Raw genomic sequence first — 22,796 nt, 5'->3', positions numbered from 1 at the left:
GGTGAATCGCCGTCTCGATACACGACGTCATAGTCCAGCGCGAGACAGGTTAGAGCTGGGCGCCGCTCATGTCAGTCCGAGGTGATGCACGAAGAACCGGGCCGTGCTGTCGTGCACATATTCGGGAACTGGGTAGCGTGCGCCCGACCTGAAGTGCAGCGTTTTCTCGGCCGAGGCGAAGGCATCGAACAGCGCGATTCCGGCTGCATTGTCGACGTGCTCCCCGCCCCACGGCATCGAAAACTCCAGCGGGACAGTGACTTTTCCGGACACCTCGAGAAGAGTGTCGTCGACGAAGACTTCACCGAGGCTCAGGGCGCCGATGCGAGGTTCGACCGCCGACAGCATCAACCCGGTCACAACGCCCAGGTTGACGCCTCCGAAGGCGACGGGTGCGTCGGCGTTGATCCCGCCGAGCACTTGGAGGGCATGGAGTGTTGCTCGCCATTCGGGTACCGCCTGCTCGGCTAGCGCGGCGTTGTAGCTGCTGACGATCGGCGCAATCGTCTCGCCCACCGCCTTGGCCGTATGAATCGCTTCGCGCCAGGCCAGATCTTGCTGGTTCGGCGGCCGCTGACCATGCCCGGGCGCGTCGATGGCGGCAACGGTGAACCCGTAATTTTTGACGCAGTGAAGCGCAGAAGCAACCAGCCCGGGTGCCTTCTTGTGCATGCCGCCTGAATGGCCCAACAGGATCAGGGGCGATGCGGCCGTGTCGGTGTCGGCGGTCGGCGACCAGAGCACGCCGGGAATGCCGTCGAGCAGGAACTCACGTTCGGTGACGCCGGCCGACGATGTATCGGATATGAAGTGCATGATGTTGCCTTTCGGATTGCCTTGTTCGAGGCGCTCCCGGCGACACCTACTTCAGTCGCCGAACCGTGAACTCCGAGCGGGAGCACCCACATGTCCTTGCGTTCATGGGTCTCACCTCCTCCAGCGAAGTCACCGTCACGCGAACGGTACCAACTCCGGAGGCGTGGGGTCCAATACTTTTTCGGCTCGCCCTGCCGCTTGGCGAACCACCCCCCACCGTCGGCCTGGGTCACCTGGCGGCGTTGGGTGTCGACCGATAGGACGGCCAGAACTTCAGGACGGCGAGCATTCCGGTTCTGGCCGTGCGTGACGCGGGCTGCCAGCCGCCTGGCTCGGGATAGATATACGGTCTGGGCATGACTGTAGGCGGCACAGGTATTCCTGTGCCGCTTGCGGTTTGGGGTTCCCGGATTACGGCTCGGGGTCCTCGGGGTCGTGGTACAGGTATTCCTGTGGATGATGAAAATGATTCACTACCCCGCGGCGATCGGGATCGACACTCCCGGGGGGATGCCACTGAGTACGCCCAGGAGTGGGATGTCCTGGGCCGGTGGTGGTGGTCGCCCAATCATGGGAGCCATCCCCGACGAGGGCGTGGTGGATATCGCAACCGAAGGTCATCGCATCGACGTCGGTGTTGCCCCCGGAGGCCCACTCGTCGATGTGGTGGACCTGCGACCAGGTGGCGGGGCGGGTGCAGCCGGGGAAGCTGCACCCGCGGTCGCGGGCGATCAGCACGATCCGTTGATCGGCGGTAGCGATGCGTTTGGTGCGACCGAGGTAGAGAGCGCGGCCGTCGGCGTCGTCGAAGACCGCGAGGTACTGATGGGCATGCGAGGCCATCCGGATCGCGTCGCGCATCGGGATCAACGATCCGGTACCGGTGACAGCGTGCCCGCAGGCAGTTTCCAGATCCTGGGCGGTCATGGAGATGATCGCGGTGACGGGCAGGCCGCGGTGTTCACCGAGGGTGCCGGAGGCGAGCATCTGGCGTAGGACAGCTTTGACGGCGTCGTGGTTGCGTCGCCCCTGGGTGCGGGTATCGCGTCCGGCGCGGCGTTGCATGTCGGGATCGGTGACGGTGTCGCGCGGAGTGGTTCCCGACTCACCGCTGCCGGGTCCGCCCGAGCCGCTGCCGTCGGAATCGCCTGTGCCGCCGGAATCGCCGCCGCCAGGACCGGGACCGGGACTGGGACCGTCGAACAGTGTCGGATTCCCCGGCTTCGCGTCCGGGCGATCACCTGAACCACCGTCCGGCTCATGCTCGCCCGGCTCGTCCTCGACCACAGGCTTCGGCTCGTCGGGGTTGCAATTGCCCGGCTTGGCGAGTTTGGCGAGCAGCGCTTCGAGATACGCCCGGAACTCGGCGTCGATGAGGAAACTGCCCTTGCTCAACCCCTCGGCATCCTGCTTCCCCAACCGGAAGAAACATTTCGCGATCGGATCGGGCTCATCCCTGAGCGACCCATCCGGATCCAAGAGAGTCTGTAGCCGGTCCGCAGCAACCTGCAACTGCTCCGGCGACACCTGCTTCGCCAACTCCGAGAGCAGAAACTCCGACTGCACCCGCGACTCGTGATCGACGCCTTCGGGCAGATCGCCGAAGAATTTGTCGATGATCGTGACATGCGCGGCATCGATCTCCCCGCTGGTATGCGCAACTGCCGTCGTCGGCAACACCGGATCCAACTTTTCACCCGTCATCGCCCGCCGCACCGCGATCTTCGCCGCGATCCTGATGCGTTTACCGGCGACCCCGGCATTGATCCGCAACAGAGACGCCAGACGAGACGGATTCTTCTTCTCCGGCATCACCGCCAACCCATCGGAATCGATCAGTTCGGTCAACCAGGTATGCGAAGTGCCGTACATCGCCCGCGACAACGTTTCCATCCGCACCATCAAGGCCCGCTTGTCGGCGTCGAGCAACCCGATCGACGCCACCGCAGCGACGCAGACCCACGCCGACTCCATCGACACCACCGCATCGAGCAGACACGGGTCGGCGATCGGCAGCACACCACGCGGTGTGGCGACCCCTAGGTCGTCGGCGAGGCCGGCGACGTTCTCCCCCGAAAGCATGCGATCAACATAACCGCACCCACCGACAGAAACTCGAACACCAGTTCGATTCCGAAACCGCGCAACTCGTGGCCGCCCGGATGCAGCAGCACTGCACCACTTGACCTTCGAGTAGGTCGAGGCCCGATGATGACGAGGTGCCCAATTCCGAGTTGATGTCGATCGGTTCCTTCTCCCGACAATGCGGTCTGACGACGAGCGCTCTACGCTTCTATGACGATTGCGAGCTCCTACCGCCGGCGGAGGTCGACCGGGCCACCGGGTATCGGTTATATCGCGAAGATCAACTCGATCGCGCAATCTTGCTCCGACGGCTCCGCGAGATCAGTATGCCGCTCACCGCCGCCAAAACCACGCTCGAGAGTGACCGCAACGAGATCATCCGCGCCGTCGACGAACACGTCGGCACTGTACTCGAGGACGCCGCCGAAGCTAGGCGTCTGGCCGCGGTCATCAAGGCCTCTCTGAATCCCAGGACCACCGAGTACGTGACCACCCTGCGCGGACCTGTTCTGACGGCCGCGATCGAGCAGATCCTGACCGCCACCACGGATGAACCGGGCAGGGCAGCCCTCAATGGCATCCGCCTCGAAGTAGAGACCGGCACAGTAACTTTGACCGCGACAGACCGATATCGATTGTCCACGCGATCCCTGAAGCCCGTCGATCAGTCCGCCGACAGCTGGTCCGGAACCATCGACGCCGACGATCTACGAGGCTGCCTGGCTGAGCTTCGCCGGTCCACGCTGGTCCGAATCGACGCCGGCGAGCACGAGGTCTACTTCCAGATGGCACAACGCGGTACACGCCGCTGCCGATTGCTGACGGAAACCTTCCCCGACTACAAGCTCATGCTCGACGCCCTGCCGCCGGCGGCCACTCGCGTCGCGATCTCCAAGGCTTTCTTCCTCCGGGCGTTGGAAGAATGCCCGGCCGATCAAATCCTGCTCCGCGTCGGCGAGTCCACAATAACGCTCGCGGACAACGAGATAGACCTTCCAGCGCACATGACCGGCCCACCGATCGACATCTGGTTCGAGATGACAACTCTGTACCCGGCTGTCAGCACCGCGATCGGAGCGGACGTCCTGATCGACCTGCGCGCACCCGACCAGCCTGCGACCATTCGGTCCGCCGACCACGGCGATCTCACCACGCTCGCCATGCCTACCGAAGGTCCCGGGGAGATCCGCGAATAACAATCATGGACGCAATCACCGATGCCGTCGGCGCCCGGCAGAGGAAAACACCGTCTCGGCCCGAGCGTAGAGCATCCGTCGTGACGCATGGCCTTCAAGTGACGAGGCGTAGTCAGAATCGACAACGCTGCAGGAGATCGACACCATTGCCGATTGCCAACACACTGGTGGCGTCGCCCCCGCGCATCCGACAGAGGCGAAAAGCTGTTCTGAGCAACCTATTCGAATCACCAGACAGGGCGTGGTGTGCCGCCTTTCCCAATCTCCTCGAGCGCGTGCACCAACGATGCCATCGTGTCTGCACCCAGCGTCGTGCTCGCTGCGTTCCAAAGGAAGAGGGCTGCGTCTGTAGCTGCTGCGGTCACGTCGGCACCGGCGGAGGTAAGTCGCACTAGTTGCGAACGGCGATCGTACGGGTGTGGGTGTTTGCTCAAGTACCCGGATGCGACCAGCTCGTCGACGATCACAGCTGCGGATTGTTTCGTGATGCCCAGGTAGGCGGCAATTTCGCTAACGGTTGCCCCGTCGCCGGTCACTCGCAAAAGTACTAGACCATGCGCCGGACGTAGCGTCGGATGGCCATCCGCGACGACGGCAGCGTTGATCTGCTCGGCAAGGGCTGACGCGCTGCGCATCAGCAACATCAGCAGATCGGCACGTGGTTCGTTCCTTGACATATGGTCAGCCTACCTGTCCAATTAAGACAGTTGAACTGACGAAAGGAACTCGACATGCCGATCCGAAAAAGTGGGGACCATCGCACCCACCAACTGCACGGCACACAATTTCACTCCTATGTAGCTCCCTCCCTCGGCAGTCGACAGCTGTGCGCTTGGCGCACAGATCTCGGACCCGGCACTGTCGGTGCGCCGCATGCCGTCTCGCACGAGGAAGTCTTTCTCGTGCTCCAGGGTTCACCCGCGATAACCCTGGATGAGCAGCGATTTCAACTCTCGTTTGGAGATGTTGTGTTGGTTCCGGAGGCGGCGACAGTCCAGCTCGACAACCCGGGTATCACTACCGCCTCGCTATGGGTGACGACATCGGCGGGCTTGACCGCCATCACTGCCGACGGCGGAACCATAACACCCCCATGGACGTGTTAAACATGTTTTAGTTCAACGACTTACGGAAATACTCGTGCAGTTCGATCTCAGTCCGGCCACCCGCCTGCGGTGGACACTCGCGGCCCACGCGCCCGCTCCGAGCCCGCCAACGATCAAGTTTCTGAGCAAGCGGGTCAGTCATTTGATCAACGTCGATTTGCGAAATGCGTTGGGACCATCATGCATTGTGCCGGTCTCGGAGTCGAGCATGCGGCTGGGCCAGGAGCGGCGGCGCTAGAATCGCGCGACGACTGGAAAGCATGTGAGACCGGCGCCAATCCGGACACGGCCCACTACAGGCTGGCTCTCGACACCCCGGAGCGTCGACAGGCCTCCGCCGTGCTCCCCGGCCGGATACTCGCCAGCCGAGAGTTCTTCACCGCGCTGGAGGCGGGCCTCCCCGACCTTGCCCAACTACCGACCTTGATCGTGTGGGGTGATGCGGATATCGCGTTTCGCCCGCAAGAGCGTGAACGACTGGAAGCGACGTTCCCCGAGCGCAAGACCGTGATCGTCGAGGGTGCAGGCACCTACATGGAGTCGGACGCACCGGAGGAATTCGTTGCCGCTATCCGCGGCTGGCACACGACCTGAAACGACGAAATCGAGGTTGTGCATCGAATTCGACAAAGATCCGCGCATAACCTCGATCTTGACAAGGGTACCTACTTCGGCAACCCCACCGGCGGCTTGACGGCGGCCACCGGGCATTGGGCCTCGAGTAGAACCCGCTGAGAAACACTGCCCATGAACAGCTTTCCGACGGGAGATCGTCGACGAATCCCGATCACGACAAGCTGAACACCTTCACCGAACGACAGATCGATCAGATTGTCGGCGTGGGAGCGCCCCTTCTCGTTGTCCTGCACCTGCACCACAACACCGGCGGCGCCTGCCTCTTCGCGCGCAGATTCGATCACGGCGTCGAAACCGGCATCGGATGCACTGTCGTCCTCGGCCACGATGATCAGATCGGTTCCGCGCTGCAAGGCTTCCCCGAACGCGAAGGGCAGTGCGCCTTTACCTTCGGCGGTCGGCGAGTAGCCGACTACGACGCTCATCGCGTCACCGGCGTCGTCAGGGTGCCGTCGGCGAGGAACTGGTCGAGATTCTGCAGCGTCAGCGCCTGCATGGCAGCACGCGTCTCGACGGTCGCGCTGCCCACGTGTGGCAGCAGGACGACGTTGTCGAGACCGAGCAATGCGTCGGGCACCAGCGGTTCGCCGGCGAAAACATCCAGGCCCGCCCCGGCGAGCCCGCCACCGGAAAGCGTCTCCACGAGAGCATCCTCGTCCACGACGCTCCCGCGAGCCACATTGATGAGGTATCCCTGCGGTCCGAGGGCGTCGAGCACCTCACGGTCGACGAGGTGGCGAGTGCCCGCACCGCCCGACGCCGCCACGATCAGCACGTCCACGCCGCCCGCGAGAGCCTTCGGCGTCGCCGCGTACGTGTATGGGGAGCCGTCGATCTCGTTGCGGTTGTGATAGCTGATGGGGCAGCGGAAACCATTCAGCCGGTCGGCAATTGCCCCGCCGATACGCCCGAGTCCGATGATCCCGACTCGCATGCCGGTGACCTGACGCGCAAGCTGCGTGTTTCCCTCGGAGACCCACCGGCCCTCACGGACGTACCGGTCGTTGTACGACACCTGACGAACAGTGTCGATCAACAAGCCGATGGCCAGATCTGCAACGCAGTCCGTCAGAACATCCGGGGTATTACTGACGCCGATGCCTCGCTCGACCGCAGCGTCGACGTCTGTCGTGTCGTACCCGACGCCGAAGTGGACGATGGCGCCGAGGTTGGGGAGTTCGGCCATGAGCTGCGCATCGACGCCGGTGCGGCCGGAGGTGACGGCAGCAGTGATCGACTCACCGTGCAGAGCGAGGAAGTCTGCGCGGTCGTCGCCGTCCGGAAGCACGAGCGCGTCGTAATTCGCGGCCAGTGCCTCCATCAACGACGGCTTCAGCGGCCCCACTCGTAAGACGCGTCCGGTTGCCACCGAGTCCCGTTGCGCCCCTGCAGATTTCTCCGAGCCAATCGTCGTCATCGTCCATCTCCTCACCCTCGGTGACGCATGCGCGTTTGCGAGTACGTTATGCCGCTTCTTGATACCTGTCCAACACGTAAATAACATGGATTGATACCGAAACGGCATTGCAATGCAGTCAAAGGGGAACCCTTCATGGCTACTCGAGCCCCATTTCACCAGGTCAGACGTGCACCAGTGTGATTCAAAGTTGTAATTATCACCGACTGTGACCCACAGAACTGCCCGAATACGGCCGTAACCCCAGTTGACGGCGCAATCCACCACTCCTACCGTGTGTCTACCGTCACAGACTTGAGCGCCGCTCAACAGCTGGCGCACATCACATTCCCCTTGGAGGTCACCATGAGCCCTGCACGAGCAGTGCAGCAGGGACAGACCAAGCGTGCAGCGATCATCCTCGCTGGCGCACTTAGCTTTTCGTTGATCGTCAGTAGTTGCTCGGTCGCGAACTCGAACCACGGTGATGCTGCAAGCGCTGACACGCTGCGCATCGTGCTGCAAGAGGAACCGCCGACCCTAGAGGCCTGCGACGTGTCGATGACGGCGATTGGCGTCGTCACCCGGTCCAACATCACCGAGCCGCTCATGGAACGCAATCCCGCCACCGGCGATCTCGAACCGAAGCTCGCAGACTCGTGGGAACTGACTTCCGACCGGCAGTGGACGATCAAGCTTCACCCCGGCGTCACCTTCAGCGACGGCACGCCTTTCGAAGCCGCAGACGCGGCGCACTCCATCGAACGGACCGTCAATTCGGACCTCGCGTGCAACGTGGAGGGCTACGTGTTCGGCGATGCCAACCTCGACGTCCAAGTGATCGACCCGCTCACCCTGACGGTCGCATCACCGGAGGCAGACCCGATCCTGCCGCTGCGTGTTTCCTTCATCGAAATGGTGCCGCGAACCACCAGCATGACCGAACGAGTTCGGGAGCCCGTCGGCACTGGCCCCTACGCGATCGACTATTGGAACGCCGGCCAGCGACTCTCGCTCGTCCGCAACGACACCTACTGGGGCGAGGCACCCGAGTTTTCACGCGCCGATTACCAGTGGCGTAGCGAGGGCAGCGTCCGCGCCTCGATGGTGCTCAACGGCGAAGCCGACCTCGCGACATCCCTCGGGCCCGAGGACGGGGCGGGCGACCTCGGCGTCGCCTACCCGAACAACGAGACCACGGCCGTGCGCATCCAACTCGAGGAACCACCTCTCGACGACATTCGCGTGCGGCAGGCGATCAACTATTCGATCAACCGCAACGGGATCGTCAAGGCACTGTTCCGCGGTCTGGGAACGCCTGCGGAGCAACTGATCTCCAAGGGCGTCATCGGTTTCAACGAGGATCTGCAGCCCTGGCCATACGACCCGGAAAAGGCACAGCAGTTGATCGACGAAGCGCGAGCCGACGGAGTTCCCGTCGACACCGAGATTCGGATGATCGGTCGAACCGGGCAGTTCCCCAAAGTCAACGAGACCTTGGAGGTCATCCAGAACGCATTGTCCGAACTGGGCATGAACGTCTCGATCGAGATGACGGACTCGGCCGGGACCGCGGAATACCAAGAACGGCCTTTCCCCGATGTAGGCCCATATCTACTCATCATTCAGCACGGCAACCAGGCCGGGGACGCGGCATTCACCGCAGACCAGTACATGCGCAGTGACGGATTCCAGAGCGCTGGCGGCACAGCAGAATTCGACGAGCGCGTCAACGACGCCGGGGAGAAGACCGGTGAGGCACGTCAGGAGGCGTACGGACAATTGTTCGCCGACGAGCCGAAGGACATCATGCAGATGGCGTTCATTGCACACATGAACGGTGTACTCGCCAAATCCGCGTCGGTGGATTACACGCCGAACTCCGCGACCGTCGACGAGATGCATCTCGCAGCCATGACTCACGCCGACCCCACCGAAACCGATTGAGGCACCATGACCACATCACTCACCGGAAGGCGTTGAGAAGATGTTCCGTTTCCTTCGTCGCCGGATCTACACCAGCCTTGTCCCGCTTCTCGTCGTTCTCATCGGTGTCTTCTTTCTCGCCCGCCTCACCGGTGATCCCACCAGCCTGTACCTTCCGGAGTCCGCGACGCAGGCACAGCGTGAGGCGTTCCGGGCGAGCAACGGTTTCGACGACCCGCTCCTGACGCAGCTCCTCGATTACTTCAAGGGCGTCATCCATCTGGACTTCGGAACCTCCTTGCGTACAGGCGAAGCCGCGTCGGCGATGGCACTGCGCGCCTTCCCCGCGACACTGCAGCTCGCCTTCATGACGATGTTCCTCGCGATCGTCGGCGCCATCGTCATCGGCTGCTGGGCTGCGTACCGCCCGAACTCGCTGGCCGACCGAATCTCCAGTCTGCTGTCGATGACGGCCGCAAGCATCCCTGACTTCTGGTTCGCGATCATGGGCGTCTATGTGTTCGCGATCCTGTTCGGCTGGCTGCCCACCTCGGGCGTCGACGCAGGCATGCTCTCGTGGATCCTGCCCATCGCAACCCTGCTGATCCGCCCACTCGGTGTGCTGACGCAGGTGGTCCGCGGCGCGATGGTCTCGGCGCTGTCCGCACCGTACGTTCGCCTCGCCCGCAGCAAGGGCGCGGGGGACCTGCGCGTGGTCACCCACCACGCGCTTCGCAACGCTGCCGCTCCCGCGCTCACCGTCGCCGGTGACCTCATGGTCGGCCTGGTCAACGGAGCCGTCGTCGTCGAGGCGATCTTCGGATGGCCCGGTATCGGCAAGCTGATGATCGACGCGATTCTGCAGCGCGACTTCGCGGTTCTGCAGGCAGCCGTATTGCTCACCGCCGTCAGCATCTTCATTCTCAACATCGCTATCGATGCCTGTTACGCACTGCTCGATGCTCGCGTTCGCGACAAGGTGAAGGTCTAGGAGATAAGCACATGTCACTCGACTTCGAAGCACCCAAAACATCCGAGCCCGAAAGTGTTCCACCTACCCAGCCGGTCGCGCGGAAAAGTTCGGCGCCCTTGTGGAAGCTGCTGCTGCGTGACCGCGTCGCTACCGTCGCCGCCGCGATCCTCGTTCTTGTCTTCCTGACGGCGATCTTCGGTCCGATGCTCGTCGGCGACGCCGCCACCGATCAGGACCTCGACCGCTCCAATCTTCCGCCGTTCGATCTCGACACCGGATGGATGAATGTGCTGGGCACCGATCCGCTCGGTCGCAGCATGTTCGCCCGTCTGGTCGTTGCCTGCCGGACGACACTGTCTGTCGCGATCCCCGCCGTCGTGCTGTCCGCGATCATCGGGTCGGTCATTGGAATGTGGGCCGGTTATCACCGCGGCTGGCGTGAGACCTCCGCGATGCGAGTCGCCGACGTCATCATGAGCTTCCCGTCGCTGCTCATGGCCGTCGTCGTGCTGTACGTCTTTTCACCGAGCGCCGCGAACATCGTGCTCGTACTGGCCATCACCCGGATCCCAATCTATCTGCGCACCGCGCGCGCCGAGTCCGCAGAATTACAAAGCAGATTGTTCGTCGACGCCGCCCGCACGTTCGGGGCGTCGAGCGGCGCTGTGATCAGGCGCCACGTCGCACCGATTCTCTTACCGACATTGCTCACCGTCGCCACCCTCGACTTTTGTTTCGTCATGCTGGCCGAGTCCTCACTGAGCTTCCTGGGCATCGGAATTCAGCCGCCGGATGTCAGCTGGGGCCTGATGGTCGCGCAGGGTCGGACGTATCTGCAGACCGCGTGGTGGCTGTCGTTTTTCCCCGGCCTGGCCATCGTGCTCACCACGGTGTCCGCGACGGTACTCGCCGCGTGGGCGCGTATCGCTACCGATCCAGCTCAGCGGTGGCGACTGAACGTCCCCCGCTCCAAGAAGTCTCGCCTCCTTCCTGTCCGAAAGGTCGTCTCATGAGTGCACCTGCAGTCGCCAGGGAGAAGAATCCCGATACCGACCGAGTCGCGATGCAAGTCCGCGATCTGACGGTCGACCTCCGCACGCCGTCGGGAATCATTCGGGCCGTGGACCATGTGTCGTTCAATGCCCGTCGCGGTGAAACCCTCGCACTGCTGGGAGAATCAGGATGCGGGAAGTCGATGACGGCGCAGGCCGTCGTCGGACTGCTGGAGCCAATCGCCGACATCACCGAAGGCTCGGTTGAACTGGGCAGCGATGAACATGGCCGAGTCGACCTCGTGACCGCCAAGAAAAAGATCAGACGCCACCTCGCCGCCAACGAATTGGCCATCGTCTTTCAGGATGCACTGACCGCGCTGAACCCCGTGTACACCGTGGGAACGCAACTGGCCGAACCGTTCCGGATCCATCGCGGTATGAGCGCCAAAGAGGCCAAGCGGGAGGCCATCTCGCTGATGACACGTGTCGGGATCCCCGAGCCGGAGTCCCGCGTCGACTCGTACCCGCATCAGTTCTCCGGCGGTATGCGTCAGCGACTCCTCATCGCGATGGCAGTGGCACTGAGTCCTTCGGTTCTGCTCGCCGACGAGCCGACAACTGCTCTCGACGTGACGGTGCAAGCACAGATCATGGCGCTGCTGCGCGATCTTCGGACCGAGCACGACATGGCCGTTGTGCTCATCACCCACGATCTCGCACTCGTCGCCGAGGAAGCCGACCGCGTCGCGATCATGTACGCCGGCAATATTGTCGAGACCGGCCTGGTGTCCGAGGTGTTCGCCGAGCCACGCCATCCGTACACGAAGGGGTTGCTCGATTCGGTGCCCGTACATGCGGTGCGAGGCGAGGACCTCGCGTCCATCGGGGGCACCCCTCCGGACTTGCACTCCGTTCCCTCGGGGTGCGTGTATCAGGCTCGTTGCCCGCTCGTGCAGGACATCTGCATCAGCACTCGTCCAACTCTCGAACCAGTCGGCGACGGAAGATTCTCCGCTTGCCACTTCTCGAACGAGGTGTCCCATGTTTGAAACTGCAGAATCCGAACAGCTGTTGACTGTCCGCGGCATGAACAAGACGTTCAAGACCGGCGGCGGCGATCTGCGCGCACTCGACGCGATCGATCTGGATCTTGGGCGCGGCGAGACGCTCGGACTCGTCGGCGAATCCGGCTGCGGAAAGTCGACGCTCGCACGCACGCTGATGATGCTCGAGCGACCCGACTCGGGAACCGTGGACTTCGACGGCGTCGACCCGTTCTCGTTGCGCGGCAAAGACCTTCTCGGCTTCCGTCGCCGAGTGCAAATGGTGTTTCAGGATCCCTACGGTTCACTGAACTCGCGGATGAATGCATCCGACATCATCAGCGAGCCGTGGCAGACCCACAAGACCCTTTACAAGACTCGACGAGACCGCGCCGCACGCGTGCGTGAGCTGCTGCATCTGGTTGGTCTGCGGCCCAGTGACGAGCACCGATTTCCTCAGGAATTCTCGGGCGGTCAGCGTCAGAGAATCGGGATCGCCCGGGCCTTGGCTCTGAACCCGGACGTCATCATCTGCGACGAACCGGTCTCCGCTCTCGACCTGTCGGTACAGGCCCAGGTTCTGAACCTGCTCAACGATCTGCAGCAACAACTGGGCATTTCGTACGTCTTCATCTCGCACGATCTATCTGTCGTCCGGCACGTCGCCGACCGGGTCGCCGTCATGTACCTGGGCCGCATCGTCGAGTCGGGAAACACCGAGTCGGTTTTCGACCGTCCGAGACACCCGTATACGGCCGCCCTCATGTCCGCGGCTCCCAAACTCGACGCGGCTTCGCGCGGTGAGCGCATCCTGCTGAAGGGCGAGGTGCCGTCTCCCCTGAATCCGCCGTCGGGCTGCCGTTTCCGTACGCGGTGTTGGAAGGCAACCGACCTGTGCGCATCCGAGGCACCACCTGTTGGGAAGGACCGCAACGAGGCCGATCATATGGCTGAATGCCACTACCCGCTGGTGAGCAACGACCTGGGACTGGTGGCAACGGCACCGTGATTGCCGTGCGTGGAGCCTGCGGAATGCACCGATGATTGCCGTGCGTGGAGCCTGCGGAATGCACCGATGATTGCCGATCTGTCGATTGCTGGCTTCGCGGTCGTCGCGTTCGCCATCTTCTTCGCCTCGTGCATGCAGGCGTCGATCGGATTCGGGATGGGGATGCTGGCGGCACCGATCGTCGCCATCGTCGACCCCGCGTTGGTACCGGGCACGCTGATCATGTTGGCGACGCTCGTCAGCGCCTTGGTGCTGCTGCGCGAGGGCGCAGCATTGGACTTCTCCGGCGCCGGCTGGGCTTTGGCGGGCCGCGTGCCGGGCACCATCGTCGGCGCACTGCTGCTGGTGGCGCTTCCCGAAGAAGGGCTTGCGCTGATGCTTGCAGGCGTTGTCCTGCTCGGCATCGTGTTGACCTCCCTCGGCTGGGTTCCGTTACCTCGGAAACGGAACCTGCTGGTGGCCGGAGCCGCCTCCGGCATTCTCGGCACCGCTACCTCGATCGGCGGCCCACCGATGGCACTGGTGTGGCAGCGCAACACCGGAGCCAAGCTGCGCAGCACCATGAGCGCATTCTTCTTGGTCGGTTCGATACTGTCGTTGATCACGCTTGCTGTGGCCGGCGCGGTCGACTGGCACACCGCGTGGTTGTTCGTTCTGTTGGCTCCCGCAACGATCCTCGGTTATGTACTGTCTCGTTTCGTGAATCGCGTGATGGATCGTCGCCGGCTGCGGATTACCGCGATCTCGGTCTCCACGGTGGGCGCAGCTGTTCTGGTCATCCAGCAGCTCGCAACATTCCGATGAACCCGGCGAGACGTTTGCAGCGCGCCACACTGGTTAGTCGTATCGGATGAGTAGTAATAGCAACACAGCTCCCCGCGTTCTGGTCGTCGGTGCCACTGGCATCTCCGGACAAGCACTGTGTCGTCGCACTCTGGACGCCCGGTGGACCACCTACGGACTGAGCCGGAGCGGAAAGACCCCCGTCGATGGAGTGATCCCCGTGGCCGCCGACCTGCTCGATCGACAGAGTCTTTCCGATGCGTTGTCCGAGATTAGCCCCGACAGGGTGTTCTTCACCGCCTGGATGAAAAAGGACTCCGAGCAGGAGAACATCGACGTCAATTCAGCCACCCTCCGCAATGTTCTCGACGTCCTCGGACCAGGCGGATCCGTCGAACACGTGTCTCTGATGACTGGGCTGAAGCATTACCTCGGCCCGTTCGACGCCTACGGCAAGGCCGTCATGGCCGAAACACCGTTCCACGAATTCGAACCACGTCTCGACACGCCGAATTTCTACTACGCGCAGGAAGATGAATTATTCGCCGGAGCCGCGAAATACGATTTCGGATGGAGTGTGCATCGGGCGCACACGATCTCCGGATTTGCCGTTGGCAACGCGATGAACATGATCTTGACTCTGTCCGTGTACGCGTCCATCTGTGCCGAACTCGGTACCCCGTTCGTCTTTCCCGGCTCGGCGACCCAGTGGAATGGGCTGACGGACCTCACCGACGCTGATCTGCTGGCCGAACAGATGGTCTGGGCCTCGTCGGACGCAGCCGGCCGGAACGAGGCGTTCAACATCGCCAACGGCGATGTCTTCCGCTGGCGATGGATGTGGCCTCGGTTCGCCGAACTGTTCGGCGTCGAACCAGAGGGCTACCGCGACGAGCCGCGCCCGCTCGAGCCCCGGATGTCCGACGCGGCGCAGGTCTGGAAGGGCATCGCGGACACACACGATCTGGTCGAATCCGACGTCGTGAAGTTGGCTTCATGGTGGCACACCGACGGCGATCTCGGCCGCGACATGGAGTGTTTGACCGATATGAACAAGGCCAAGAAGGCCGGATTCCTCGGATTTCGATCGACCCCGGACAGCATCGCCTCTGTTGTTCAGCGCTACCGGGAGGCTCGAATCATTCCCTGACCAAATCTGGGTCGCTGGGTCGGTCGATACCGAAGCTGCATCGAAGGATGCACAAATACGCTTGGACGTGCATGCATGCCTGTGCGTAGTGTCGTTTTCGCGAACGAATGTGACACCGGACACTCCGCTTCCGGTCAATCGCGCCCGTCCCTGAAAGCGAGAAGTTTCATGACCACAGCCAGGCCCGCCGAGAAGTCGGTGGTGACGTCAGTACTGAGTATCGGCAAAGTCCGCTACACCATTCTGGCCATGATCTTCGCGGTGACGGTGATCAACTACGCCGATCGTGCGACGATCTCGATCGCAGGCGATGCCATCCAGACCGAGTTCGGAATCAGCTCGGTCACGCTCGGTTACATTTTCTCGGCATTCGGCTGGTCGTACCTCATCGGCCAGATCCCCGGCGGCTGGCTGCTCGACCGATACGGTTCGAAGAAGGTCTACGGCTACGCGGTGCTCACTTGGTCGAGTTTCACTGTGATGCAGGGCTTCCTGGGCAACTTTTCGATGGGAACGGCCATCGGTCTGCTGTTCTTCCTGCGCTTCATGGTCGGACTGACCGAGGCTCCGGCATTCCCGGGCAATGCCCGCATCGTTGCCGCGTGGTTCCCGGCGAAAGAGCGCGGGATGGCGTCGGCTGTCTTCAACTCGGCCCAGTACTTTTCGACGATCGTGTTCGCCCCGCTGATGGGGTGGCTCGTCACCGCATGGGGATGGGAGCACGTCTTCATCGTCATCGGCGGCATCGGCATCCTCTTTGCGCTCATCTGGACCAAGGTCATCTACAGCCCGAAGCAGCACCCTCGCCTGACGAAGTCCGAGCTCGAGTACCTCGAAGAGGGCGGCGCACTCGTCGACATGGATCAGCCCGAGGCAAAGCCGCAGGCCGACGGCAATTCTCAACTGCGCTACATGAAGCTGCTGCTCACCAACCGCATGATGCTCGGTGTCTTCTCCGGCCAGTTCTTCATCACCACGATCACCTGGTTCTTCCTCACCTGGTTCCCGGTGTACCTGGTTCAGGAACGCGGAATGACGATCCTCGAGGCCGGCTTCATCGCCGTTCTACCCGCCATCTGCGGTTTCGTCGGCGGACTGAGCGGAGGATTTGTCTCCGATGCCCTGCTTCGCCGCGGCGTATCGCAGACGGCAGCACGCAAGATTCCGATCATCGCAGGCCTACTCCTGGCCAGCACCATCATCGTCTGCAACTACGTCGATGCATCCTGGATGGTCGTAGCCTTGATGTCACTGTCGTTCTTCGGCAAGGGATTCGGCGCACTCGGCTGGGCAGTCATGTCCGACATCTCGCCCAAGGAGATCGCAGGCCTCGGCGGTGGGGTGTTCAACACGTTCGGCGCCGTTGCAGCAATCACCACTCCCATCGTCATCGGCTACCTCGTCGGCGCGACCGGAAGCTACGAGTGGGCGTTGATCTTCGTCGGAGCCTGCGCCCTGGCAGCAGTAGTGTCCTACACCTTCATCGTCGGACCGATCGAGCGCGCCGACCTCGAGCAGATGGAACAGCACGCCACAGCGAAGAAGCTCGCGAAGAGCTGATCCCGCAACAGACTCCCTGGCCTCGACCCTCCACACGGAGGGTCGGGGCCAGGATGCGTATGCCGCCCAGTCAGAGCCCTTCGGTCAGATCCCGCACCTCGGCGTAGCGCTCGCGGATGGCCGGAGTCGGATCCGCTTCATAATTTCGAGCAGGCGCCGACGCCCACTGTGGGGGCTCCGGAGTCCGTGCCAACGCCCATGCAGCCTGACGCGCTGCCCCGTCCGCGACGTACTCCCCCGGCTCGGGAACCACCACCGGCACACCGAGAATCGCCGGTGCCAGCTCGCGAAGCGCCGCGGACTTCGCACCGCCGCCGACGAGGAGGACGCGACGAGTCTCGATTCCCTGGGCTCGTAGTGCGTCGATGCCGTCTGCGAGGCCGCAGAGCAGACCCTCCACTGCGGCCCGTGCAAGGTGAGCGGGTGTCGAATTACCAAGCCGTAGACCGTGAATGGCGCCAGAGGCAGCCGGACGATTGGGAGTGCGCTCACCCTCCAGATAAGGAACAAGCACCAAACCCTCGCTGGCAGTGGACAACGCGAGTGCCGACAACGTGTCGTGATCGACACCGAGAAGCGAAGCCGTCGCATCCAGCACCCGCGCGGCATTGAGCGTGCACACGAGCGGAAGCTGCCTGCCGGTGGCGTCGGCGAATCCCGCGATGATTCCCGACGCGTCCGCGGCTGCTACGTCGGTTACCGCGGAGACGACGCCCGATGTGCCGACGGAGACGACGACATCGCCCACCCCGGCGGCCAGTCCAAGTGCGGCTGCGGCGTTGTCACCCGTTCCGGGTCCGATGAAGGCACCCGAGAACATCTGACCGATTCGATCCGAGGGACCCACCACGCGCGGCAGCCGCGGCGAACGGCCTCGCATGCCGAGTTCCAACAAATCCTGTCGATAGCTGTTCGAGCCTGCCGAGAAATATCCCGTTCCGCTCGCGTCACCACGATCGGTCGCAAGAGTGTCGAGTCCGGCTGCGCCGCCGAGTTGCCAGCTCAGCCAATCGTGCGGAAGACACACCGCTGCAGTGCGATCCGCGTTCTCCGGTTCGTTGTCGACGAGCCATCGGAGCTTCGAGACGGTGATCGACGCGAGCGGCACAACACCCACTGCGTCGGCCCAAGCCCGCGCGCCGCCGAATTCGTCGATCAGATCTCGTGCCGACGACGCCGAGCGAGTGTCGTTCCACAACAGAGCCGGGCGTACGACGTCTCCCGACTCGTCGAGACAGATCATTCCGTGCTGCTGCGCACCGACGGCAACTGCATCCACGTCGTCCATGCCGCCCGCATCCGCGATCGCAGACTCGAGTGCGGATTTCCACAGGTTCGGGTCGACCTCGGTACCGGCGGGGTGGCTCGCACGCCCGCTACGTACCAGTTCACCCGAATCAGCATCGCGCACAAAGACTTTGCACGATTGAGTAGACGAGTCGATTCCTGCAACGAGCGCCACGGCGAAGGACCTTTCGGGGAGTGCATCCTGGTTCTCGCAGACTACCTTGGCGGCCTCCATGGACTACGTTGTTCGCTATGCGCGACACCGAGGACCCCGACGCCTTCCGCCTCGCTGTGGCCAAGGAGGCCCTCGACCTGTTCGCCGTCAAGGGCTACGACGCGACGTCCGTGGACGACATCGCGGAGGCGTCGGGCATTTCGCGTCGTACATTCTTTCGTCAGTTCCGCGGCAAGGACGACGTCATCTTCGCCGATCACGAAATTTTGCTCGCCCAAGCAGCAGAATTCCTGTCCGGGACCCATCCCGATCCGTGGATTGCAGTCTGCGAGGCCGCGCAACTGGTGTTCGAGCGTTTCACCGGCTGGAAGGAGTACGCCCGACTCCGCTACCAGGTGGTACACGACAATCCGGCTCTGCGTGACCGCGAGATCGTGACAGTCTTCCGCTACGAACGGCTCTTCGTCGACTACCTCCGTGAGGCGATCCCCGAGCACTCGCATCTCGAGACCATCCAGTTCTGCGCATCGGTGACGGCAACCCACAACTACGTTCTACGGCGGATGATCCGCGACGGCGTGGACACCGCTACCTCGGACCTGCAGGCGGAGTTGGCCAAGGTCAGAGCGGGCTTCGGTTCCGCCTCGGGCGAAGTCGTGGTCGCAGTGTTCCCGCGCGGGGCCTCCCGCGATGCCGTCGCCGATGCTTTGGCTGCACATTTGGACTGACCCGCATCTGGCACTCGGTGCCTTCAGGTTCCTTGTTATCGCGCAGCATAGTCGGTATCGTCAGTTCGAACGTGGCACCGAGTGCCGCACCTGCACGACGAGCCTCGAGGAGAGTGGCACCCATGGCCGGAAATCCGGACTTCGATCTTTTCCAGCTTCCAGACGAGCACAACGAATTGCGGTCGGCGATTCGTGCGCTGTCGGAAAAGGAGATCGCTCCGTACGCCAAAGCCGTGGACGAGGACGCGCGCTTTCCCGAGGAAGCCCTCACCGCGCTCAACAACTCCGGCTTCAACGCCATCCATGTTCCCGAGGAATACGACGGTCAGGGCGCAGATTCGGTCGCGACCTGCATCGTCATCGAGGAAGTTGCTCGCGTCTGCGGTTCGTCCTCACTCATTCCTGCCGTCAACAAGCTCGGCACCATGGGACTGATTCTGAAGGGCTCCGAGGAGCTCAAGAAGCAGGTCCTCCCATCGTTGGCGGGCGGCGCGATGGCGTCGTACGCACTGTCCGAGCGCGAAGCCGGCTCCGATGCCGCAGGCATGCGCACCCGTGCGGTAGCCGACGGTGACGGCTGGATCCTCAACGGCTCCAAGTGTTGGATCACCAACGGTGGCAAGTCCGATTGGTACACCGTCATGGCCGTCAGCGATCCCGACAAGGGCGCCAACGGCATTTCCTCGTTCATCGTGCACAAAGACGACGAAGGATTCGTCGTCGGTCCCAAGGAAAAGAAACTCGGCATCAAAGGCTCTCCGACGGCCGAGCTGTACTTCGAAAACTGCAAGATTCCCGGTGATCGCATTATCGGCGATCCCGGCACCGGCTTCAAGACCGCCCTCGAGACGCTCGACCACACCCGCCCCACCATCGGCGCGCAGGCCGTCGGGCTGGCTCAGGGCGCACTCGACGCCGCGATCGCCTACACCAAGGACCGTAAGCAGTTCGGGCAGTCGATCAGTAGCTTCCAGGCGGTGCAGTTCATGCTTGCCGACATGGCCATGAAGGTCGAGGCAGCCCGCCTGATGGTCTACACCTCGGCAGCTCGCGCCGAGCGCGGCGAGAAGAACCTCGGCTTCATCTCCGCAGCGTCGAAGTGCTTCGCTTCCGACGTCGCGATGGAGGTCACCACCGACGCCGTTCAGCTGTTCGGCGGAGCCGGTTACACGACGGACTTCCCAGTCGAGCGCATGATGCGCGACGCCAAGATCACCCAGATCTACGAGGGCACCAACCAGATCCAGCGCGTCGTCATGTCCCGGGCGCTGCTCAAATGAGCACCATCGAATTGGTAGGAGTCATCGGCGGCGGCACCATGGGCGCCGGTATCGCCGAGGTAGCTGCTCGCGCAGGTTCGTCGGTGATAGTCCTGGAAACCAGCCAGGCCGCTGTCGATGCAGCCGAAGCTCGGCTGGACAAGTCCTTTGCCCGCGCGGTCAAGTCGGGGCGTATCGAAGCAGATGCCGCCGAAAAAGCCCGTGCAGCAATCACATTGACGCTCGACATCAATGACTTCGCAGACCGCGACCTCGTCGTCGAGGCAGCCCCCGAAATCGAGTCGCTGAAGCTCGAGTTGTTCAAGTCGCTGGATTCCATCGTGAAGCCCGAGGGGATTTTGGCGACCAACACGTCGTCGATCCCGGTCATCAAGATGGCCAACGCAACGCAGCGCCCGGACAAGGTCGTCGGAGTTCACTTCTTCAACCCGGTGCCGGTGTTGCCGCTCGTCGAGATCGTCGTCAGTCTCGTCACCAGCGAAGAGACAGTAGCGACCGTCACCTCGTACGCCGCAGATACGCTGGGCAAGAAGACGATTCGCTCGGGCGACCGAGCCGGATTCATCGTCAACGCATTGTTGATTCCGTACCTGGTCTCGGCCATCCGAATGCTAGAGACTGGCTTCGCGAGCGCCGAGGACATCGACGACGGCATGGTCAACGGGTGTGCGCACCCGATGGGTCCGCTTCGCCTCACCGACACCGTCGGACTCGATGTCACTCTGGCAGTAGCGGAGTCGCTGTACGCCGAGTTCCGTGAACCGCACTATGCGCCACCGCCCTTGCTACAGCGCATGGTCGATGCGGGCATGCTCGGCCGCAAGACGGGTAAGGGTTTCTACTCGTACTGATCTACAGCATGAATGGACCATGGCAACGGTTGGACGGTTGCGGTGGTCCATTCATGCGTTACGGGCCTGCGTATCAGTCCTTCGGGCCGCCGGCTGCGTAGACGACCTGGCCCGAGATGAAGCCCGCGCCCTCACTGATGAAGAAGGACGCGAGGTGGGCGATGTCGTCGGGATGCCCGACGCGATTGACCGGAATCTGCGACGCCGCAGCCGCTTTGAAGTCCTCGAACGACATTCCGACGCGTTCCGCGGTGGCTGCCGTCATCTCGGTCTCGATGAATCCGGGAGCAATTGCGTTGGCGGTGACGCCGAACTTGCCCAGTTCGATCGCCAGAGTCTTGGTGAAGCCCTGCATGCCGGCCTTGGCGGCCGAGTAGTTCGCCTGTCCACGGTTGCCGAGTGCGGATGTACTGGACAGGTTCACGATGCGGCCCCACTTGGCGTCGATCATGTGTTTCTGGACTGCGCGTGTCATCAGGAACGATCCGCGGAGGTGCACACCGAGCACCGAGTCCCAATCCTGGACGGTCATTTTGAACAGCAGGTTGTCGCGGGTGATGCCCGCGTTGTTGACGAGCACGGTCGGCGCACCGAACTCGGTCGCGACGCGGTCCACTGCCGTCTGGACCGACTCCTCGTCAGCGACGTTGGCGCCTACCGCGAAGGCCTGGCCGCCCGCGGACTTGATGGCCCCGACGGTGTCTGCACACGCTGCTTCGTCGAGGTCGAGAACTGCGACACCGAAACCGTCTTTGGCCAGGCGTTTCGCCACGGCAGCACCGATTCCTTGGGCGCTTCCGGTCACGATGGCGGTCTTCACTGAATCACTCACGCGCTTCTCCTGAATGTGCGATAGACGACAACTCTTCCACTGTTTCTACCAACACCGGCCTACCGGTCAGTAGGCGGCTACCGCACCGTCCAGCGCATTCTGCATTCCAGTCGCCACAGTGCGCGCGATCTCGATGGGTTTCTGCGGGAGTTCGGTGATGGGCATGTCGATGTAGACGCTCGCGGACTTCAGCTTTTCCGATCCAGGTCCATAACTGAGGCCGATGCAGACCAGCACCGGTTCCACGCCGAGCTTGCGTACCCGCGCGGCGATATGTCCGATTCCGCTTCCCACGTGCTGGACCTGCGTGGGATCTTCGAGGTTCAAGGTGCCCTCAGGGAACACGGCGAGGTCGTCTCCGCGTCTCATCCGCTCGGCACTGACGTCCATCATCCGGTTGCCTGCGGCGCTGACTGCGCGCATCCCGTGGTTCTTACCGCGGAACACGGGGATTCCGCCCATCATGTCGATTCGTCTGCGTTGCTTGGGTTCCTGGAACAGTTCATCTTTCGCGAGCACGCGTGTCCGGCCGATCACCGGACGCAGCGGCGACGCCCATGCCGCGGCGGCAACGGTGTATGGATCGGTTTCCGTCAAATGATTGACGGCGAGAATCAAGCGAGTGTCGTCGTAGACGAGCCGACGGAGCTCTTCACGGGCTCCATCGGGGTAGCTCACCCTCGGTTTGAATTTTCGGGCGAGCGTTGCGTAAGCCAACCTTGCCACTTGCCGATTCTGCTGATGCTGCAGATAGAAGTCGTAGACGGTGGCGTCGTTATCGAGAATTACCGCGGGTCGATCCATGATGCGAGCTTAGCCGCCCGGGCTCGGACGCCGATGTAGGAAATGCCGAGCAACCCGGCGACCTTGTCCTCGTACTTCGATGGCGAGATGTGGCGCGCGGCTGCGGAAAACGAAGTGGAGTTTCCTGCGCCACACTTCCGAGCGGTTGGTGACGACGAGCCGGTT

General features: G+C 62.8%; 23 protein-coding genes. 14 read left to right on the top strand and 9 right to left on the bottom strand.

Features of this window, described 5'->3' with window-relative positions; genetic code table 11:
• Positions 1-66: 66 nt before the first annotated feature.
• From QMK17_RS15165 to QMK17_RS15155, 3 genes are all read right to left on the bottom strand, one after another.
• Positions 67-816: an alpha/beta hydrolase gene (locus QMK17_RS15165; protein ID WP_283510094.1), complete on the bottom strand. Its 750-nt coding sequence runs from the start codon at positions 814-816 to the stop codon at positions 67-69.
• A 229-nt stretch (positions 817-1,045) separates the two neighbouring features.
• Positions 1,046-1,174, bottom strand: coding sequence for a hypothetical protein (locus QMK17_RS15160; RefSeq protein WP_283510093.1), 129 nt, complete (start codon positions 1,172-1,174; stop codon positions 1,046-1,048).
• Positions 1,175-1,227: 53 nt separating this feature from the next.
• Entirely contained in the window at positions 1,228-2,898 is a 1,671-nt protein-coding gene (locus QMK17_RS15155; RefSeq protein WP_283510092.1) for an HNH endonuclease signature motif containing protein, read from the bottom strand.
• 137 nt (positions 2,899-3,035) lie between these two features.
• On the opposite strand from QMK17_RS15155, the gene QMK17_RS15150 reads away from it, so the two are divergent.
• Entirely contained in the window at positions 3,036-4,097 is a 1,062-nt protein-coding gene (locus QMK17_RS15150; RefSeq protein WP_283510091.1) for a DNA polymerase III subunit beta family protein, read from the top strand.
• Between the two features lie 227 nt (positions 4,098-4,324).
• Here QMK17_RS15150 and QMK17_RS15145 read toward each other — a convergent pair whose 3' ends face one another.
• On the bottom strand, positions 4,325-4,774 hold the full coding sequence (locus QMK17_RS15145; protein WP_283510090.1) for a MarR family winged helix-turn-helix transcriptional regulator: 450 nt from the start codon (positions 4,772-4,774) through the stop codon (positions 4,325-4,327).
• Between the two features lie 54 nt (positions 4,775-4,828).
• Between QMK17_RS15145 and QMK17_RS15140 the strand changes: the two genes are divergently transcribed.
• Both QMK17_RS15140 and QMK17_RS15135 read left to right on the top strand, forming a co-directional pair.
• Positions 4,829-5,203 carry a cupin domain-containing protein gene (locus QMK17_RS15140; protein WP_283510089.1) on the top strand — a complete coding sequence of 125 codons (375 nt, stop codon included), beginning with the start codon at positions 4,829-4,831 and terminating at the stop codon, positions 5,201-5,203.
• A gap of 180 nt (positions 5,204-5,383) precedes the next feature.
• On the top strand, positions 5,384-5,797 hold the full coding sequence (locus tag QMK17_RS15135) for a hypothetical protein (RefSeq protein ID WP_283510088.1): 414 nt from the start codon (positions 5,384-5,386) through the stop codon (positions 5,795-5,797).
• A gap of 71 nt (positions 5,798-5,868) precedes the next feature.
• Here the strand turns inward: QMK17_RS15135 and QMK17_RS15130 are convergent, their stop codons facing one another.
• Together QMK17_RS15130 and QMK17_RS15125 are read right to left on the bottom strand one after the other, a co-directional pair.
• Entirely contained in the window at positions 5,869-6,264 is a 396-nt protein-coding gene (locus tag QMK17_RS15130) for a universal stress protein (protein WP_283510087.1), read from the bottom strand.
• Complete coding sequence (locus tag QMK17_RS15125) at positions 6,261-7,256, bottom strand: 2-hydroxyacid dehydrogenase (protein WP_283510086.1); 996 nt, start codon at positions 7,254-7,256, stop codon at positions 6,261-6,263. Before QMK17_RS15125 ends, QMK17_RS15130 begins: the two co-directional genes overlap by 4 nt.
• Before the next feature lie 345 nt (positions 7,257-7,601).
• On the opposite strand from QMK17_RS15125, the gene QMK17_RS15120 reads away from it, so the two are divergent.
• The 8 genes from QMK17_RS15120 to QMK17_RS15085 all read left to right on the top strand — a co-directional run bounded on the left by QMK17_RS15120 (position 7,602) and on the right by QMK17_RS15085 (position 16,674).
• Entirely contained in the window at positions 7,602-9,182 is a 1,581-nt protein-coding gene (locus QMK17_RS15120) for an ABC transporter substrate-binding protein (RefSeq protein WP_283510170.1), read from the top strand.
• 40 nt (positions 9,183-9,222) lie between these two features.
• A complete protein-coding gene (locus tag QMK17_RS15115; protein WP_283510085.1) occupies positions 9,223-10,152 on the top strand; it encodes an ABC transporter permease in 930 nt (309 codons plus the stop codon).
• 11 nt (positions 10,153-10,163) lie between these two features.
• Positions 10,164-11,147, top strand: a complete 984-nt coding sequence (locus tag QMK17_RS15110; RefSeq protein ID WP_283510084.1) for an ABC transporter permease — start codon at positions 10,164-10,166, stop codon at positions 11,145-11,147.
• Entirely contained in the window at positions 11,144-12,178 is a 1,035-nt protein-coding gene (locus tag QMK17_RS15105; protein WP_283510083.1) for an ABC transporter ATP-binding protein, read from the top strand. The genes QMK17_RS15110 and QMK17_RS15105 overlap by 4 nt, the downstream gene beginning before the upstream one ends.
• Entirely contained in the window at positions 12,171-13,181 is a 1,011-nt protein-coding gene (locus tag QMK17_RS15100) for an ABC transporter ATP-binding protein (RefSeq protein ID WP_283510082.1), read from the top strand. The genes QMK17_RS15105 and QMK17_RS15100 overlap by 8 nt, the downstream gene beginning before the upstream one ends.
• A gap of 78 nt (positions 13,182-13,259) precedes the next feature.
• On the top strand, positions 13,260-13,985 hold the full coding sequence (locus QMK17_RS15095) for a sulfite exporter TauE/SafE family protein (RefSeq protein WP_283510169.1): 726 nt from the start codon (positions 13,260-13,262) through the stop codon (positions 13,983-13,985).
• Positions 13,986-14,031: 46 nt separating this feature from the next.
• Positions 14,032-15,114 carry an SDR family oxidoreductase gene (locus QMK17_RS15090; RefSeq protein ID WP_283510081.1) on the top strand — a complete coding sequence of 361 codons (1,083 nt, stop codon included), beginning with the start codon at positions 14,032-14,034 and terminating at the stop codon, positions 15,112-15,114.
• Positions 15,115-15,282: 168 nt separating this feature from the next.
• Complete coding sequence (locus tag QMK17_RS15085; protein ID WP_283510080.1) at positions 15,283-16,674, top strand: MFS transporter; 1,392 nt, start codon at positions 15,283-15,285, stop codon at positions 16,672-16,674.
• A gap of 70 nt (positions 16,675-16,744) precedes the next feature.
• Here the strand turns inward: QMK17_RS15085 and QMK17_RS15080 are convergent, their stop codons facing one another.
• On the bottom strand, positions 16,745-18,136 hold the full coding sequence (locus QMK17_RS15080) for an FGGY family carbohydrate kinase (RefSeq protein WP_283510168.1): 1,392 nt from the start codon (positions 18,134-18,136) through the stop codon (positions 16,745-16,747).
• Between the two features lie 77 nt (positions 18,137-18,213).
• Here QMK17_RS15080 and QMK17_RS15075 point away from each other — a divergent pair, with 77 nt between their 5' ends.
• The 3 genes from QMK17_RS15075 (at position 18,214) to QMK17_RS15065 (ending at position 20,995) form a co-directional block, all read left to right on the top strand.
• Entirely contained in the window at positions 18,214-18,864 is a 651-nt protein-coding gene (locus QMK17_RS15075) for a TetR family transcriptional regulator (protein WP_283510079.1), read from the top strand.
• 113 nt (positions 18,865-18,977) lie between these two features.
• Positions 18,978-20,144 carry an acyl-CoA dehydrogenase gene (locus QMK17_RS15070; protein ID WP_283510078.1) on the top strand — a complete coding sequence of 389 codons (1,167 nt, stop codon included), beginning with the start codon at positions 18,978-18,980 and terminating at the stop codon, positions 20,142-20,144.
• Positions 20,145-20,149: 5 nt separating this feature from the next.
• A complete protein-coding gene (locus QMK17_RS15065) occupies positions 20,150-20,995 on the top strand; it encodes a 3-hydroxybutyryl-CoA dehydrogenase (protein WP_283510167.1) in 846 nt (281 codons plus the stop codon).
• Between the two features lie 73 nt (positions 20,996-21,068).
• Here QMK17_RS15065 and QMK17_RS15060 read toward each other — a convergent pair whose 3' ends face one another.
• Both QMK17_RS15060 and QMK17_RS15055 read right to left on the bottom strand, forming a co-directional pair.
• Positions 21,069-21,827 (bottom strand): SDR family oxidoreductase, encoded by a 759-nt coding sequence (locus QMK17_RS15060; RefSeq protein ID WP_283510077.1) that lies wholly within the window; start codon positions 21,825-21,827, stop codon positions 21,069-21,071.
• 66 nt (positions 21,828-21,893) lie between these two features.
• Positions 21,894-22,631, bottom strand: a complete 738-nt coding sequence (locus QMK17_RS15055; protein ID WP_283510076.1) for a lysophospholipid acyltransferase family protein — start codon at positions 22,629-22,631, stop codon at positions 21,894-21,896.
• Positions 22,632-22,796 lie beyond the last annotated feature (165 nt).

Origin of the sequence: Rhodococcus sp. G-MC3, assembly GCF_030063335.1 — a bacterium.
Classification (GTDB): domain Bacteria; phylum Actinomycetota; class Actinomycetes; order Mycobacteriales; family Mycobacteriaceae; genus Rhodococcoides.
This window is presented reverse-complemented; position numbering and strand designations above follow the sequence as displayed.